Source organism: Saccharothrix longispora (genome assembly GCF_030852425.1).
GTDB classification, from domain to species: domain Bacteria; phylum Actinomycetota; class Actinomycetes; order Mycobacteriales; family Pseudonocardiaceae; genus Actinosynnema; species Actinosynnema longispora.
This window is the reverse complement of the sequence record NZ_NSDM01000002.1, coordinates 12,571-28,782: the sequence shown is the minus strand read 5'-3', so window position 1 is coordinate 28,782 and position 16,212 is coordinate 12,571. Positions and strand designations below refer to the sequence as shown.

Genomic DNA, 16,212 nt, shown 5'->3' with positions numbered 1-16,212 from the left:
GATCAGGCGGCGCGCTGCTGCTCCACGGAGGCCAGCAGCGCGCCCGTGGCCGGGTGCCAGGGCCGGTTGCGGGGACCGGTGAGGATCAGCTCGCGGCTGATGCGCTGCACCAGCGGGACGAGCACGAGGTCCGGTCCCTCCATCCCGGCGGCCAGGCCCGGCACGATCGACACGCCGATGCCGGCCCGGACCATGGCGAACAGCGTGCCGAGCTGGCGCACCCGGTGGACCGCGTTGAGCCGCGCCCCGCTGCTCCGCTGCAACTCCTGGATGTGGCGCTCGCAGCCGCCCAGCGACAGCAGGAACGGGTCGTCCTCCAGGTCGGTGACGTCGACCGCCCCGCTCTCGGCCAGCGGGTGGTCGGTGCGCAGGACCGCGTGGAAGCGGTCCTCGGCCAGCAGCACCGCGCCCGGCGGCGTGCCGGCCGGGTCCACGACGACCGCGAGGTCGGCGCTCGCGCCGGTCAGCCAGCCGGTGACCTCGTCGTCGTCGCCCTCGAACAGCGAGATCGAGATGCCGGGGAACTCCACGCGCCAGCGGTCGAGCAGGCCGGGCAGCAGGCCGTGGCAGACGGTGGGGGGAGCCGCCAGCACGAGGTTGCCGCGCAGCCCGCTGTCGTGGTGGTGCGCGAGGTCCTCCATCGAGGTCATCGACGCCATCACCATCCGCGCGTGGACCAGCAGCCGCTCGCCGAGCAAGGTGGGGCGGACCGGGTTCCCCCTGATCAGGACCTGCCGCCCGGTGGCGCGCTCCAGGGACGCGATCGCGTGGGAGACCGCCGACTGGCTGATGCCGAGCTGCGCGGCCGCCGCGGAGAAGCTCGCTGTGTCCGACACGGCGATGAAGGCCCTGATCTGGGGAATTCCGATGCTCATGAAATATCCTCATGGGGATTCAAGCGAATCTCATTGGACTCATGATGCCCGACTGGTGACCATGGCCCCCAGCGGCACCCCGAAGGGACGGACGCCGCCAGAAGGGGGCATCCGACATGACCACGCCGACGGCGCCCGCGACGGCGCACGGCGACACCGCGCGGTGGCTGCCGAGCTTCATCGGGCTCTCCGCGCTGTGGGGATCGAGCTTCGCGCTGATCAAGATCGGGGTGGACGCCGGCGTCCACCCCCTGTGGGTGGCCCTGTGGCGCTGCCTGTTCGGGCTGCTGGCCCTGCTGGTCGTGTGCGCGGTGCAGCGGCTGGCGATCCCCCGGGACGCGGCCACGTGGGGGCACGCGCTGGTCGTCGCCGCGCTGCTGAACGCCGCCCCGTTCGCCCTGTTCGCCTACGGGGAGCAGCACGTCGACTCGGTGCTGGCCGGGATCTTCAACGCCACCACCCCACTGCTGACCATGCTGTTCGTCGTGGTGCTCGTCCGCGACGAGCGCCTGACCGCGACCAAGGCCACGGGACTGGTCCTGGGCTTCTGCGGGGTGCTGGTCATCCTCGGCGTGTGGGGCGGGATCGCCGGCGGCACCCTCGTCGGCGGGCTGGCCTGCCTCGCCGCCACCACGTGCTACGGGGCCGGGTTCGCCTACGCCCGGCGCTTCTTCTCCCAGCGGCCGGGCTCGGTGGCGGCGCTGTCGACGGTCCAGGTCGGCTGCGCGACCGCCCAGCTCGCCGTGGTCACGGCGGCCGTCGGCGTGGCGCCGACCTGGCCGGGCTGGGGCGCGGCGATCGCGCTGCTCGTGCTGGGCGCGCTGGGCACCGGCGTCGCGTACATCCTGAACCTCCAGGTCATCAGGCACGCAGGCCCGACGGCCGCGTCGACGGTCACCTACGTCATCCCGCTGTGGTCGACGGCCATCGGCGCGGTGCTGCTGTCCGAACCGGTCAGCTGGAACACCTTCGTCGGCGCGGCCCTGGTGATCGCGGGCATCCTCGTCACCCGGATGCGCACCGGCGGCCGGACCGCCGCGGCGGCGCAGCGCGCGTAGCGGCGGTCCGGCCGGGCGGCTCCCGGCGGGTGCCCGCCACGCGCGGAGGGCGCCGGTCGTGACCGGGGCCGGGTGGCGCGGGCGGCTCGGCGTCGACGTCCCGGTCGTGCAGGCCCCGATCGGGAACGCCTGCACGCCGGAGCTGGTCGCCGCCGTCGGCGAGGCGGGCGGGCTGGGGTTCCTGCCGGGCACGTGGTCGTCCCCGGCGGAGCTGCACCGCCGCATCCACGCCGTCCGGCGGCTCACGTCGCGCTCCTTCGGGGTCAACCTCGTCCTCGACCGGCCGCAGCACGAGCGGCTCGCCCTCGTGCTCGACCACGGCGTCCCGGTGGTCTCCACGTTCTGGGGCAACCCCGCGCCCTACCGCGGGCGGATCGAGGCCGCGGAGGCCCTGCACGTCCACACCGCCGGGAGCGTGGCCGAGGCGCGCGTCGCGGCGGACCTCGGCGTCGACGTGGTCGTGGCACAGGGCTGGGAGGCGGGCGGGCACGTGCGCGGCACGACGTCCACCCTGGCCCTCGTGCCGGCGGTGGTCGACCGGATCTCACCGGTCCCGGTGCTCGCCGCCGGCGGGATATGCGACGCGCGGGGCGTCCGGGCGGCGGTGGCGCTGGGCGCGTGCGGGGTGTGGGTCGGCACCCGGTTCCTGGTCGCCGAGCAGGCGGGGACGCACCCCCGGTACCGCGAGCGGCTCCGGGCGGCCACCGCCGAGGACGCGGTGCACACCGGGGTGTTCCGCGACGGCTGGCCCGACGCGCCGCACCGCGCGTTGCGCAACACCACGCTGACCCGCTGGGAGGAGGCGGGCCGGCCGGGTCCGGGCGCGCGCCCCGGCGAGGGCGAGGTCGTCGCCGAGCACGCCTCGTTCGGACCGGTCCGGCGCTACGCCGACCTCGTGCCGGTCGTCGGCCACGTCGGGGACGTCGAGGGCATGGCCATGTACGCGGGCCAGGGGGTCGGGTTGATCGGGACGACCGCCGAACCCGCCGCGTCGATCGTCCTCGACTTGTCTCGCGGTTGCGCCGGATGAAGACGGCTCATACATTAAATGACTCTCATTCATCTCACGGATCGTTACAGCTCTTCGGGTATTGTCATCATTTTGGATTAATGGATTCACCGCTCTGTGCGTAGGTCGTCCCGCGCCCGATTCGGTAACCTTTCCCGGTGCGGAACGATTCTTGTGAAAAGACGGAATTCACCCGGCTGCAACAGCGCCTGGGCGTCCTGTTCGAGGACACCTCGGGAGCGCCCGTGACGGTCGTGGTGGTGCCCAGCCTCACGCTGCACCCCGACGAGCTGCGCAAGATCCCCGGCGCGGTGCACTTCGAGCAGCGGCTGCTCTTCGAGTTCCAGTTGCTGCGCGAGCCGAACGTCAACCTGGTCTACGCGACCAGCGAGCGGATCGCTCCGGAGGCCGTCGAGTACGCGCTCGGCCTGGTCCCCGCGCTGGCCGGCACCGGGGCGGCGGACCGGCTGACCCTGCTCGACTGCGACGACGACTCGCCGGCCCCGCTCACCGAGAAGGTGCTCCGGCGACCCGAGCTGGTCCGGGGGATCAAGGCGGCCGTCCGCGACCCCGCACGGGCCTACCTCGTGGTGTTCAACAGCACCGACCTGGAGCGCGAATTGGCGCTGCGGTTGGGCATCCCGATGTTCTCCTGCGACCCGGCGCTGTCGGCGCTGGGCACCAAGAGCGGTGGCCGCACCCTCCTCAAAGAAGCGGGCGTGCCGGTGCCCGACGGTTTCGAGGACCTGTTCTCGGAAGGCGACCTGATCCGCGCGCTGGCGCGGTTGAAGCACGCCGCGCCGGAACTCCGGAAAGCCGTGGTGAAGCTCAACGACAGTTTCGCCGGGGCCGGGAACGCCGTGTTCTCCTATGAGGGCGCGCCGGAGGCGGGCACCGAGGACTGGATCGCCGAGCAGATCGCCACCCGGCTGAACGCCCCCGGCGACACGTGGCCCTCCTTCCGGGACAAGTTCGAGCACATGGGAGGCGTGGTCGAGCGCTTCGTGGAGGCACGCGCGCTCCGCTCGCCGTCGGCCCAGCTGGAGCTGGACCCGCGGGGAGGGGTGCGCGTCCTGTCCACCCACGACCAGGTGCTCGGCGGCCCGTCCGGTCAGACCTTCGTCGGCTGTGCGTTCCCCGCTCGTGACGCCTACCGCCTGCGCGTGCAGGAACTGGCCACGCGGGTGGGCCGGGCGCTGGCGAGCGCCGGCGTGGTGGGCCAGCTCAGCGTCGACTTCGTCGTGGACGAGGCCGCCCCCGAGCAGGTGTACGCCTTGGAGATCAACCTGCGCATGGGCGGTGCGACCGCGCCGTACATGTTCATGCGCGGGCTCGTCGGCGGCCACTACGACCTGGGCACCGGCCACCACCTGGCCCCCGACGGCTCGCCGCGCCACTACGTCACCAGCGATCGAATCCAGGACGACGCGTTCCGCTCCCTCTCGTACGACGACCTCGTGGGGATCGCGCGCGAGCACGGCGTGGCCTACGACCACACGACCGGCACCGGCGCGTTCTACTACGCCCTCGGAGCCCTGCCGGAGTTCGGCAAGCTCGGCATGGTGGCGGTCGGCACCTCCCGCGACGACGCCCAGCGACGCTACGACACCCTGGTCACGGCCCTGCGCGCGACCGCCGCGAAACGGGTGCCCGCCACGACGGCCTGACCGCGGACGACGGTGACCGCGGACGCCGGTCGTGCGATCGGCGACCCGCGGCGCGCGTCGCCGCGGTCGGGCTGGTCACGTCGTCCGACCGGGTTCGGAGACCACCACGCGGCACCTCCCGGACGCGCTCGCGGAACACGCCGTCCAGGTCGACCTGTGCAGTGACCCGACACCGCCTGCCCGGCCTCGGCGTGTCGCACGCGCGGGGCGAGGGAGCGGCCGGACCGTTGCGCTGTCCGGCCGACACCACCGCGGGCGCGCGGGGGTTACCGTTGATCGATCCAGTACCACTTCAGGACATACTCGCAACGGAGCGATCATGCCCGACTTACGCGCGTCGCTGGCCGTGTTGGTGCTCGCGACAGCCCTGCCACTGGCCACCACTCCCGCGGCGGTCGCGTCCCCCACGCACGTCATCGCCGAACTGCCGGGCGTCGCGGGCCTGCCCGGCGCCCTCGGCTACCACCCCACCGGTGTCAACGACCTCGGCCAGATCATCGGCAGCGCCCAGGGCGACGGGCTGACGCGCGCGGTGCTGTGGGCGCCGCGCGGCGGTGCGACCGACCTCGGCCCCGGTCTGGCCGGCGCGATCAGTCAGAGCGGCAAGGTGCTCGGGTTGACCTCCGACGGCGTGCCGGACACGCAGAAGCCGTGGATCTGGTTCGCGGGTCAGCGGAAGGCCATCACCCCACCGGGAGCCGCGTGGGCGCTGGCGCAGGTGATCAACGACGACGGCAGCGTGCCGATGTCGTACGCCACGTCGTCCCGGGGCGAGCAGCACGCCACCGTGTGGGACGGCGAGCGGCACGTGGAGCTGCCGGTGACCGGTGATCACGTGTCGACGTACGCGATCAACAACGCCGGTGTCGTCGCGGCGAGCTACGCTTCCGCCGCCTTCCAGGAGTTCGCCGCGCTCCGCTGCACCGACGGCGCGTGCACGGAGCTGACCCCCGGTCCGGGTTACGGCACGTACGACCCGGAGGCGATCAACGAGGCCGGTGTGATCGTCGCCAACCGGGGCATGGTGGCGCTGCGCTGGGACGGCGAGGAGATGACCGTCCTGTCGGAGAGCGGCCGGCTCGCCCACGGCGAGCAGTCCCTCAACGAGCGCGGCGACGCGATCGGCTGGGTGCTGGAGGGCGGCACGTCCCGCGCGGTGCTGTGGCCCGCCGGCGGCAAGCAGGTCGACCTCGGCGTGCCCGGCAACTCCGTGGCGACCGCGATCAACGAGCGCGGCGACATCATCGGGCACGCCTCGTCGCCGGACCACTCGTCGAGCCGCGTGTTCCTCTGGCGCGACGGGCAGCTCACCTACCTCGACTCGCTGGGCGGCGCCTACAGCACGCCGGTCGCGCTGAACAACCACGGCGTCGTGGTCGGCCGCAGCACCACCGCCGCCGGCACCTGGAAGGGCGTCCGCTGGACCCCGGTCGCCACGACTCCGTCCCGCTGACGCCCGTTGGTCGCCCCGGGCGCTCGCGACCCGGGGCGACCGGTCAGGTCATCCAGGCGTTGCGGTGGAACCGCACCGCGTCGCGCATCGCCGTGGCCCCAGGTCGTGTACGCGGCCCAGCGGGGTGCGCCGGTCGTGTCGAGCAGCCGCACCACCTGTCCGCCGCGCAGCACCGCGGCGGGCGTTGCGGGTGACCGCCGGGGCGATCGAGGTGATCGGGCCGGCGTGCAGGTCGCGGCCCACCGCGTCGAAGATCGCCACGCAGGCTCGGCCCTCGTCCACGGCGTAGTCGTAGCCATCGCCGCCGACCTGGTCACAAGGCCCCATCGTCGCGGTGACGACCACCTGTTCACAGGCGAACACCCGCGGCGGCAGCCCGACGCGACCGCCCGTTGACTGCCCGACTCCCGGATGCCACGCCGAGTACCGATGGGGTCAGTTCGACGGAATCACGACCGCGACGGCTGACATCACCGGTTCCCACCCTTCCACGGCGAGCGGCGCGGAAACGTCGGGCTCCGGCGCTGCGGTCGACGAGCAGGAGGCCGGCCATGCCCGATCGCGGACTGGAGAAGGAAGTCCCGACGGTGCAGGGCTTTGTGGCTGTTCGACTGCCGGCGTCCGCTCGGAGCCGGCCTGGGCCCGGCTGTGCGGTGTCGCCCAGGTGATCGGAGGTCGATGCGACAACTTTCGCGTGGTGCAGCTGACCCTCGCTGCCTGGGCACGGCTCCCGTCGGCCGCGGCACGTCCTCGTTCCGGACGACTGCCGTGCACGCCCACGAAACGTGAACACCATTCGCCAGTCCGAGGAGGACCCATGCGGCCCGTCGACCCGTCCGGCTGTGCCACCCGCCGAAGAGGGCTCACCTCGGTGGCGTTGACGGTGCTGCTGCTGCCGCCGGCCGTGGCCACGCCCGCCCACGCGGCCTCGCTCATGGTCTACACCAACCCCGGCAACCCGACCTTCCCCGTCCCCGGGCCCGGTGGGGGGAGGTGCCGGGGCCGCGCGAACGCCAGCTGCACGCTGACCGTCACCTCGGTCACCCTCCTGAAGATCTCGGTCGGCGCCGGCGGTGCCGGAGGTGGCCTGCGGGAGGGCGTCTACCGGACCAAGGCCGGAGCGTGGGGTGGGAGTTCCGGCATCACCACCGGTACGACCGTGCGGGCCGGCAGTGGCGGCGGTGACGGTGGGAAGGGCTCGCTCGGCGACAACACCGGCGGCGTGGGGGGCCGGGAGCAGCTCGGTGAGCTGCGCGGGGACCGTGTCCACCACCACCCCCGGTGCGAACGGCGCCACCGGCGGCAATGGTGTCCTCAGCGGCGGCGGCGGTGCGGGTGGCGCACCTGGCGCGGCGGTGCCGTCCGAGTGCGCGGCCGGCACCGGGAGAGGTGGGAACGGAGCCGACGGCGGTGTGTCGGCGGGTACACCGGCGACGTCGGAGGCAACGGCTGCCTCGTCATCAGGTACTGACCGCTGCCCGTCCGGACCGTGTCGCGCGCGTAGCGGCTCGGACCCTGTCGCTCGCCCCACGTCGGTGGCGTACTCGACCGCGTGACGCTGGGGTGGACCTCGGCCTCGAAGGCCGGTGACCGTCCGCCGTGGGAGCCATCGGCTTCGCGGTGGGCGGCCCGGTTCACGGCCCGGCCGCCGGATAGTCGCCCCGACTCGCCACACGGCGCGGCGCGACACCGGTAATGGCCGGCGAGCCCGCAGCCGCGCCCACCCACCGGCACCCGGCAACGCGCAGTGCCCGTCGTCCTGCCCGGTCGACCCTCACCGGTTGTTCGGGGTGCAGGCGCTGCTCGCCGGGTCCAGGGCGGCCGGTGTCAGGCCGGCAGGCTGGTCACTCCAGTGCGCGTCCCGCTTCCAGGACGTCGACGACGAGGCTGTCGACGTCGGCCGGGGTGGTGCGGGGGTTGATGGTGCACAGCCGCAGGGCGCGGCGGCCGTCCACGTCGGTCGTGGCGATCATGAACCGGTCGCCCTGGTTGACGGTCTCGGCGATCCGGGCCTGGATCGCGTCGAGGTCCGCGGCGCCGTCCGCTGCCCGTGGCCGGTACCGGAGGCAGAGGATGCCGAGGCTCGGTCCGGCGAGCAGTTCCAGCTCGTGGCTCCGCTGGACGAGGTCGGCGGCGTGCTCGGCCAGGTCGAGTCCGCGGTCGATGGCCGCGCGGAAGGCGGCGACGCCGAAGCCCTTGAACGACAACCACAGCTTGAGCGCTCGGGCGGCGGTCGTGAACTGGACGCCGTGGTCGGACAGGTTGACCTCGCCGGGGGCGGGGCGGGCGAGGTCGAGGTACCCGGCCTGTGCGCGGAACCGGCCCAGCGCGAACGCCCGGTGCAGCGTGGCCGGGTCCCGCACGAGCAGGCAGCCGATCTCGTAGGGCTGGAACAGCCACTTGTGCGGGTCGATGACGACGGAGTCGGCCTCGTCCAACCCGACCAGGGCGGCGCGGCCCCTGGTGGTCATCGAGGCCGCGGCCCCGTGCGCGCCGTCGACGTGCAACCAGAGGTCGTGTTCGCGGCACAGCCGGGCGAGCTCGGGCAGCGGGTCGACGCTGCCGGTGTTGGTGGTCCCCGCGTTGGCCAGCACGAGGAACGGCCTGCGGCCGGCCCGCCGGTCGCTGTCGACCTCCCGTCGCACCAGGTCGGGGTCGAGGCGGTGGCCGGTGCTGGGCAGGACGCGCGGGGAGTCGCCGAGGCCGAGCACGCGGCAGGCGCGCAGCACCGCCGGGTGGGTCTGGTCGGAGCAGTAGAGGACGGCGTCGGCGGCATCGTCGTCGAGCCGGTCGTACCGGGCCGCCGCGACGGCAGTCAGGTTGGCCATCGTCCCGCCGGGGGTGAACACCCCGCCGGTGCCCGCCGGCATCCCGAGCAGCTCCGCGAGCCACCGCGCGGTGACCTGCTCGACGGCGGCCGGTCCGGCGCCGACGAACCACGCGCCGGGCGAGGTGTTGAACCCGGAGGCGAGCAGGTCGCCGAGGACACCGAGGAAGTTGTTGGCGCTGGGGATGAACGCGAAGCATCCGGGGTGGCCCAGGCGCAGCGACCGGGGCAGCACCTCGGCGGCGAGGAAGTCGACGAGCCCGGCCGGGTCCGCGGGGTCCTCCGGGACGGGCTCGGTCAGGACGTGGTCGACCTCACCGGCTTCCACCCGCCGGTGCACGGGTCGGTTCCGCTGCTCGTGCAGGTGGTCCACCACCAGGTCGACGACCCGGTGGCCCAGCGCGCGCATCTGCTCGGCGGTCAGGTCCAGCTCGTGCGGGGCAGGGGTGGTCACCGCGGTGGTCCCTCCATGACGGTCGTGGCCCGGTGGACCGCGTCGACCCAGGCCCGGGCGACGGGGGCGAGCGCGGGCCGTTCGCCGACCGGGGCCGCCCGGTGGGGCAGCTGGACGAGCACCAGTTCCTCACCGGGGCGCACCCGGTCGCCGGGCCGGGCGTGCTGCCACAGCAGCGCCTCGCCGGGGCGCAGGTCGGTGAGCTGCTTGTGCCCGAGCGGTCGCAGCTCGCCGGCCTCCAGCCGGTAGCACCCGGAGGCGGGGATCGCGTCGAGCACGCCGCGGTGGACGACGGGCACGACGAGCTGGCTCAGTGCCAGGCACGCGGTGCGGACCCGCCTCACCGGCACGGACGGGAGCAGCGAGGCGAGGGCGTGGGCGCCGAGCATCGGCAGCAGGCCCGCGGCGATCTCCTGCGCGTGCACGAGCGACACCACGGTCTGGAACCGGGGATTGATCTCGACGGCGAAGACCGTGCCGTCGACGGCCGCGACGAGGTCGAGCCCGAACGCGCCGCGGAAGCCCAGTTCGCGGAGCTGGTCACCGACCTGTTCGCACACCTGCCGGCACCGCCTGCCGACCCCGGCGGGCAGCTCGTCGTCGGCGACCAACTGGTTGCCGCAGTGCGCGCCCCAGTACGGGGTGAGCTCGGACAGGCCGACCAGCTGGTGCGACACCGCGGACACCGCGGTGCCGTCGCCGGTGGCGCACCCGCTCACGGTCAACGGGATGCCCGGCGTGAAGGCGGACACCCGCAGCGGCTCACCGCGCCAGTCGCCGAGCACCGCGCGCAACTGCGCGACGTCGGTCGCCAGTCGGGTGCCCTTGCCGGTGAGGTTGTTGGCGCGGCGCTGCACCACGACCGGGCGGCCACCGCCCGCCGCCCAACAGGACTCGGCGTCACCGGGGTCGGCGAGGACCACCCCGGTTGCCGGCACGGTCACGCCCGCGCGCTCGAACAGCCGCAGCGAGTCGATCTTGTCAGCGGCGACTTCCGCGGCGGCTCGCGGGGGCGCGAGCAGCCGCAGCCCGCGGCCGGCCGCCCACGACCGCGCACCGGTGCCGTCCTCGGGGGCGAAGGTGATCCCGACCCGCCCGGCGGGGACCGAGCGCGCCGGCACCGGCGGACCGGGTGGCCCGTCGGCGGCTTCCGCGCGGTGGTCCCGGCGCTCGTACCGCAGCCACGGCAGCGCGGAACGGGCGGAGTCGCTCAGGAAGGGGGAGCGGTCGTACCACCACAGGTCGGGTGCGAGTTCGCGCAGCAGGGTCGCCACCTCCGCCGCGACGCCCGCGATCTCCACCCGGCCCGCGGGGGTACGGGTGGTCACAGGATCGCGAAGGTGCCCAGCGCGGTCTGCCGCTGGACGCCCTGCCCCAGGCACTGGAGGAGGTCGAGGGTCGGCGCGGCCTGGGTCGCCTGCGCGGCATGGCCCGCGAACGCGCCCGCCGTGATGGTCCCGGTCTTGGTGACCACGTCGAGCCCGGGGAGGGAGCTGACGGTGACGGTGTAGCTGAACGTGCTGGTGCGACCGTCGTCCCAGGTGATCACCCGCGTCTCCGGGACGGCGGCGACGGGTTCGAGGCAGCCCGCGTCACGCTCGACGGTGAAGCTGCTCGAACCCCCGGTGACGCCGCCACCGGTGGGCGACAGGCAGGAGGTGTACCGGTCGTCGACCCGGGTGACGACCGGCCTCGGCACCAGCACGACACCCGGCGAGTAGGTCCAGGTCGAGGTCGTGGTGCACACGACGACGCCGGTGGCGGGGGCGTCGTCCGCGACCGCGACGCCGGTCGGCGCGACCGCCGAGAAGACGGCGAGCAGAGCGGAGCCGCACGCGACGGCGACGAGACGGCGACAACGGGACCGGAACACGGCTGGATTCATGTTCGACGACCACTTCCAGGTTCGCGGTGCGGGTTCCGGCTGGATCGGAGGCGGCCTGGCCGTCGCCGGGTGAACGGCCAGGCCGTCGCACCCCGACGGATGAGGGTGGGGAGGACGGGTGCGTCCCCGTCCAGGACGGGTTCTTCGTCCGGCGGGCTCCCGTGGTGATCGCCCGGCACGGCTCGACCGATCGGCCGGCTCGCCCGGTACCGAGGTGCCGTCAGCCGGTGCGGTTCACGTCGCGGTCGCGGCGACGTCGAGCTTCTCCAGGTCGATGGGGCGCAGGGACGAGACGTCCACGCCGCCCAACTCGATGATGATGACGATCGGTCCGCCCGAGCCGATGACGATGTAGTTCGGCATTGGTTCCTCCTCGTTCGCGAGTGGACTGCTGTCGATCGGGTGTGGCTGTCGCGGTGCCCGTCACGCGGTGTCCACGGGTTCAGAGCACGGCGGTGAATGAGGTGGTGCCGCTGACGCTGGTCAGTCCCTGCGGGGTGAGGCAGGCGGTGAGGTCGGTGGCGGGCAGGATCTTGGTCTGCACGACGGTCGAGCCCTGGAAGAGTCCGTCGACCACGGTGCCGGTCAGGACCAGGACGGTGGTGCCGCCAGGTTTGAGGTTGATCTCGAAGCCGCCTTGGACGGTGCTGTGCTGTCCGGTGTTCCAGTGGTAGGTGGAGGTGTTGGTGGTGGAGCCGGACAGGCAGCTGAACGTGCCGCTGACCAGGGCGGTGAAGGTGGCGCCGGTGATGTCGGGGTGGGTGGGGGAGACGCAGCCGCCCAGGGTGCCGGTGGCGGTGAAGTCGATCTGGCGCGGCAGCAGCGTCATGCCGGGGGAGTAGGTGCCCACCTGGGTGCCCAGCGGGCAGTTGACGTCGAGCACGGACGCCGACGCGGGGGAGGACAAGCCGACGGCGGTCGACAGGGCGACCGCGGCGACGAGGATCAGGGAACGCAGACGCATGGACTTTCCCCGTTCTCCGGAATCGTTCGGGGAGTCCGAGTTTCGCCGTCCCCTCGTCCGTCCTCAATCGACCAAACGGCTTGCGGCGCAACACCGTGGGTATGCCGCCCACCGCAGAAGTGCGGAATTCGAGCCCGACGGGGTGGCGACGTGCGTCATGCGCGGGAAGCGAGGATCTTCGGTTGCGCGTACTGAGGTTGTCCCGAGGACCGGACACCGGATTTCACGCCCCGAGGGGTGGGTCCCGAGGGGTGGGTCCTGAGGGGTGGGTCCTGAGGGGTGGGTCCTGAGGGGTGGGTCCTGACGATAGCCGACTCGGACCTCGTGCGGATGCGGTAGTCGAGCGTCCAATGTAGACGGTTGTGGTTGTGGTGGCCGAGGTAGGAGAAGACGTCGCCGCGGGTGTCCCGGACGGTGGTGTCGAGCTCGGTCCTGGGGTGACGAAGAACGATTCCGCATCGCCGGTCAGGCCGCGTCGGACGGCGAGGTCGAGGGCGTGTCGGACCAGTTCGGCGCGCATGTGGTCGGCCATCGCGTGCCCGACGACCTCGCGGCTGTGCAGGTCGATCACCGTGGCCAGGTAGAGCCAGCCCTCCCGCGTGGCCGGGTAGGTGGTGTCCCGGCCGATCAGGTCCGGAACCGGCGCAGCGACGACATCGGGCCTGGTCGAAGACCTCCGCCGCCTGCGAGTGGACCGACCATCCCGGGCTCGCGCATGACCCGCCCGACCCGCTCGTGGTTCACCCGACGGCCTCGACGACGCAGCGCGACGACGATCCGCGGACGCCCGTAGGCACCCCGGTGACCGGCATGCACCTCGCCGATCTCGGCGGCCAGGCGCTCGTCGGCCGCAGCCCGCTCCGTCCTGGCCGGAGCCGCGGCGTGCCATTCGCAGAAGCCAGGGCACCGCACGCCCAGGACCCCGTACAACCGGGTGACACCGAAGACGGCGATGCCCGGAGACGAACCGGTGGCAGCGGGTCGACGACCCATTTCCTTGGCGAAATACGCGGCGGCTTGCTGAGGATGTCCTTCTCCGACTCCAGCTCCGCCACCCGCCTGCGCAGTTCCCGCAGCTCCTGGCGCTCATCGGTCGACACGCCGCCCACCGGCGCAGCGGCCCGGGCCTGGTCGGCGGTGCGGACCCGGTTCCCCGGGGTCTCGTGATCCACGCCCAACTCGCGGGCTACCTGCCGCAACGGCCGGTCCGACGAGCGGGCCGGCGCGACGGCGTCCCCGCGGAACCGCTCGGGGTACTTCGACTTGCCTGACACGGAGGACATCCTTCCCGGACCGCCGTCTGGATCAGGGTGTCCGGCTCAAGGGGACAACCTCAGTTCATCCGTTGGCCGGTTCTGCTCGGCCACTCGCCAGCAGCCGAGGACGTTACGTTGCCGGTGCAACACGAGGTCGCCGTGTCGCTCCGGACGAGTCGGTGCCCAGGGCCGGACCGGGCCGACACGCAGTACCCGGTGCGCTGGGCACCTTGCCGGACTGCCGCGAGAGCACCGGTGAGGCCGGCACGATCCGCGATGGCGCCAGTCGTCTGGTGACCGGGAAGCGGAGCTGCTCGAACCAGACCGGGCCTGCTCGTCGGGACACCGTGGTGGTGGAGCGGTTCGGCGGTAGTCGGATCGGCCTACGATCCGGCGACTGCGGAGGCGGCAGGTAGCCGTGGTGACCACGTGTCACCACACCCGACGGTAAGCGGAGTCGTCGGTCCCGAGCAGGTGGTTCGAGAACACGGCCGAGGGACCGGACCCCGTCCTCCGGGAACTTGTGCACATACTCGGAAGCGGCAATGGCGGCGAACCGGTTCCGCGGTCCGAATCCGCCGGGGATCGTCGATCGAGAAGGGCAGGCAACACATGTTCCACCGCACCTGGGCGGCGGTTCTCACAGCAGCCGCTGTTCTGTTCGGCTCGTCACCCGCGGTTGCGGGCCAGGACGAGTACCTGGTCTTCGTGGGCGGCGTCGACATCCAGACAGCTGTCTGGGAAGCAGGTCCCGTTCCCGGGATGCCGGTCTTCCTGAGGGAGTTCGAGAACGACCACGACCCGCACCAGTACTGGTACTGGAACGCCGAGGTGGGAACGTTCCGAAACCAGGCGAGCGGCCAGTGCCTGACCGCTGACGGCACGGCGGTGCGGCAAACGCCGTGTCGCACCGGCGCGGAGGACCAGCTGTGGGACTGGAGTCCGGTCGGCGAGCCGGACATGTTCCCGGCCCTGCTCTCCAGCGTCGCGGACAGCGGCTCGTGCGTGACGCACGCGGGACTGGACGATCCGTTGGCGTTGGAGCCCTGTGATGCCGGCAGGGCGAACCAGCAGTGGAACGTCTACCTGGAAGCGATGCGCTCCCCCGATCAGCTCCTGCGGCCGCTTCGCTAGGTATTCGGCCGGTCCCCGTAGTCGTGGCCGGCCGGTGGAGGTGGTGATGGTGCGGCGCACGAGTTCCATCCGGCGATCGTGCGGCTCTGGAACAACGCCTGGGCCGAGTTCGTGCCGTTCCTGGCCTTCGACGTGGAGATCCGGCGGGTGATCTGCTCGACCAACGCCCTCGAAAGCGTCGACGCCCGTATCCGCCGCGCGGTCAAGGCCCGGGGCCACTCCCCGACGAGCAGGCCGCGCTCAAGCGCGTCCAACTCGCGATCATGAGTCTCGACCCGACCGGGACCGGACGCAAACGCTGGATGATGCGCTGGAAGCCGGCGCTGAACACCTTCGAGATCGCCTTCGACGGCCGCCTGGCCGCCGGACGCAAGTAGCCCTCTTCAACCCGAATTACACCGCTCGTGTGGCTCTGGCGCACTTTCGGTGGTGACGGCGAGTAGCCGGTCGCGGTCGTGGCCTTGCGGTGGAGATCGATGCCCTCGCCGGGAAGGTGTTTCGGGCTGTCGACGCCTTCGTCATCGCAGCCCCGGGCGCCGGACGGCACGGCCACAACCCGGATGCGGACCACAAACACCGCTCTCTGCCACGCACCCGACGACCGGAACCGGCAGTCCGGACATGCCGTCCCCACAAAGGGATCGGCACCCATCGCAAGATCACAACCGACCGGCTGCTCACCGTCACCACCGGAAGTGCGCCAGAGCCGCCCGTGTTTGACAGCCCCTGCCCGTAAGGGGGTGAACTGGAGCGCTATTCAGAAGGTCACCAACCTTGGCGGTAGTACTCCAGGCTGGTGACGATGCGGATGAGGGTGGGGAGTTCGGTCAGGCGGGGTCGGTAGCCGGTGGCGAGGATCTTCCGGTCCTTGGGGTGGGCGATGGCGTGTTCGACGGCCCATCTGATGCGGCTGATGCTGGTGTTCCAGGTCTTGTCGGCGGGTGTGTGCCGTGTGTGGCCGGGGCGTTTGCGGCGGGGTCGGATGGCGGGGGTGCCCTGGTAGCCGAGGTCGCCGACGACCTGGGTGTCGCATAACAGCACGTCGAGGCCGGTGAGGGTGTAGGCGTTGCTGTCGTGGGTGCGGCCCTCGACCGGGCCGGTGACGGCGGGCAGGGTGCCGTCGAGGGCTGCCGGGACCTGCACCGTCACACCGGCTTGGCGGTGTTTGGTGTTGTGGTTGGCCTTGCGGTGGGAGGCGTGGTCGTCGGTGGGGACCAGGGCGCCGTCGACGAGTACGACCCGGCCCGCGAGTGCGTCGGGCAGCGGCGGGGTGTGGAGGCAGGTGACCTGGCCGATCAGCGGGGCGATGCGTCGGACGATGCGGGAGACGGTGGGCTGGGAGACGCCGAACCAGTCCGCGGCGACGGTCTGTGCCGGATTCTGGCGCATCAGCACGAGCGTGAGCAGCACGGATCGGTACAGGCTTAGCGCCGGGGGTCGTCCCACCGGCCGGTCCGGGGGACCCAGGACCGGATGGATCCGGGCGACCAACTCCTGGATCTGGTCGTGGTCGAGCCCGATCGTAGACTGGTAGCGCAACAGCCCCGCCTCGTGGTGGATCGTTTCTGTGGAAGGAAACCGACCCTGCCCAGACGGGGTAGTTGCGCTGTCACCCCGAGATCAACCTCCT

General features: G+C 72.3%; 15 protein-coding genes and 2 pseudogenes. 7 read left to right on the top strand and 10 right to left on the bottom strand.

Annotated elements, in window-relative coordinates; all coding sequences use genetic code 11:
• Nucleotides 1-2: 2 nt before the first annotated feature.
• Nucleotides 3-875, bottom strand: a complete 873-nt coding sequence (locus tag CKY47_RS05745; protein ID WP_306744586.1) for a LysR family transcriptional regulator — start codon at nucleotides 873-875, stop codon at nucleotides 3-5.
• 116 nt (nucleotides 876-991) lie between these two features.
• Here CKY47_RS05745 and CKY47_RS05740 point away from each other — a divergent pair, with 116 nt between their 5' ends.
• The 5 genes from CKY47_RS05740 to CKY47_RS05720 all read left to right on the top strand — a co-directional run bounded on the left by CKY47_RS05740 (nucleotide 992) and on the right by CKY47_RS05720 (nucleotide 7,533).
• Entirely contained in the window at nucleotides 992-1,933 is a 942-nt protein-coding gene (locus CKY47_RS05740) for a DMT family transporter (RefSeq protein WP_306744585.1), read from the top strand.
• Between the two features lie 58 nt (nucleotides 1,934-1,991).
• A complete protein-coding gene (locus CKY47_RS05735; RefSeq protein ID WP_306744584.1) occupies nucleotides 1,992-2,963 on the top strand; it encodes an NAD(P)H-dependent flavin oxidoreductase in 972 nt (323 codons plus the stop codon).
• Nucleotides 2,964-3,187: 224 nt separating this feature from the next.
• Entirely contained in the window at nucleotides 3,188-4,609 is a 1,422-nt protein-coding gene (locus CKY47_RS05730; RefSeq protein WP_306744583.1) for a peptide ligase PGM1-related protein, read from the top strand.
• Between the two features lie 319 nt (nucleotides 4,610-4,928).
• On the top strand, nucleotides 4,929-6,062 hold the full coding sequence (locus CKY47_RS05725; protein ID WP_306744582.1) for a hypothetical protein: 1,134 nt from the start codon (nucleotides 4,929-4,931) through the stop codon (nucleotides 6,060-6,062).
• Nucleotides 6,063-6,879: 817 nt separating this feature from the next.
• Nucleotides 6,880-7,533, top strand: a complete 654-nt coding sequence (locus CKY47_RS05720) for a hypothetical protein (protein WP_306744581.1) — start codon at nucleotides 6,880-6,882, stop codon at nucleotides 7,531-7,533.
• A 373-nt stretch (nucleotides 7,534-7,906) separates the two neighbouring features.
• On the opposite strand, the gene CKY47_RS05715 is transcribed toward CKY47_RS05720, so the two are convergent.
• The 8 genes and pseudogenes from CKY47_RS05715 to CKY47_RS36825 form a co-directional block, all read right to left on the bottom strand.
• Nucleotides 7,907-9,343: a pyridoxal phosphate-dependent decarboxylase family protein gene (locus CKY47_RS05715; RefSeq protein WP_306744580.1), complete on the bottom strand. Its 1,437-nt coding sequence runs from the start codon at nucleotides 9,341-9,343 to the stop codon at nucleotides 7,907-7,909.
• Nucleotides 9,340-10,671, bottom strand: a complete 1,332-nt coding sequence (locus CKY47_RS05710) for an ATP-grasp domain-containing protein (protein WP_306744579.1) — start codon at nucleotides 10,669-10,671, stop codon at nucleotides 9,340-9,342. The genes CKY47_RS05715 and CKY47_RS05710 overlap by 4 nt, the downstream gene beginning before the upstream one ends.
• Entirely contained in the window at nucleotides 10,668-11,228 is a 561-nt protein-coding gene (locus CKY47_RS05705; protein WP_306744578.1) for a hypothetical protein, read from the bottom strand. Before CKY47_RS05705 ends, CKY47_RS05710 begins: the two co-directional genes overlap by 4 nt.
• A 234-nt stretch (nucleotides 11,229-11,462) precedes the next feature.
• Nucleotides 11,463-11,591 carry a hypothetical protein gene (locus CKY47_RS05700; RefSeq protein WP_306744577.1) on the bottom strand — a complete coding sequence of 43 codons (129 nt, stop codon included), beginning with the start codon at nucleotides 11,589-11,591 and terminating at the stop codon, nucleotides 11,463-11,465.
• 79 nt (nucleotides 11,592-11,670) lie between these two features.
• Nucleotides 11,671-12,192 (bottom strand): hypothetical protein, encoded by a 522-nt coding sequence (locus tag CKY47_RS05695; protein ID WP_306744576.1) that lies wholly within the window; start codon nucleotides 12,190-12,192, stop codon nucleotides 11,671-11,673.
• 481 nt (nucleotides 12,193-12,673) lie between these two features.
• Nucleotides 12,674-12,811 (bottom strand): annotated as a pseudogene (locus CKY47_RS37200) (DDE-type integrase/transposase/recombinase); the annotation flags it as partial.
• Nucleotides 12,812-12,819: 8 nt separating this feature from the next.
• Nucleotides 12,820-13,029, bottom strand: coding sequence for an IS3 family transposase (locus tag CKY47_RS36830; protein WP_371320625.1), 210 nt, complete (start codon nucleotides 13,027-13,029; stop codon nucleotides 12,820-12,822).
• A complete protein-coding gene (locus CKY47_RS36825; protein WP_371320620.1) occupies nucleotides 12,933-13,475 on the bottom strand; it encodes a transposase in 543 nt (180 codons plus the stop codon). The genes CKY47_RS36830 and CKY47_RS36825 overlap by 97 nt, the downstream gene beginning before the upstream one ends.
• A 585-nt stretch (nucleotides 13,476-14,060) precedes the next feature.
• On the opposite strand from CKY47_RS36825, the gene CKY47_RS05685 reads away from it, so the two are divergent.
• Both CKY47_RS05685 and CKY47_RS05680 read left to right on the top strand, forming a co-directional pair.
• Entirely contained in the window at nucleotides 14,061-14,582 is a 522-nt protein-coding gene (locus CKY47_RS05685; protein ID WP_306744575.1) for an RICIN domain-containing protein, read from the top strand.
• A 72-nt stretch (nucleotides 14,583-14,654) separates the two neighbouring features.
• Nucleotides 14,655-14,959, top strand: a pseudogene (locus CKY47_RS05680) (transposase); the annotation flags it as partial.
• A 388-nt stretch (nucleotides 14,960-15,347) separates the two neighbouring features.
• On the opposite strand, the gene CKY47_RS05675 reads toward CKY47_RS05680, so the two are convergent.
• The gene (locus CKY47_RS05675; protein WP_306744996.1) at nucleotides 15,348-16,073 is read right to left on the bottom strand and encodes a transposase family protein; all 726 of its coding nucleotides are present in this window, start codon (nucleotides 16,071-16,073) and stop codon (nucleotides 15,348-15,350) included.
• Between the last annotated feature and the right edge of the window lie 139 nt (nucleotides 16,074-16,212).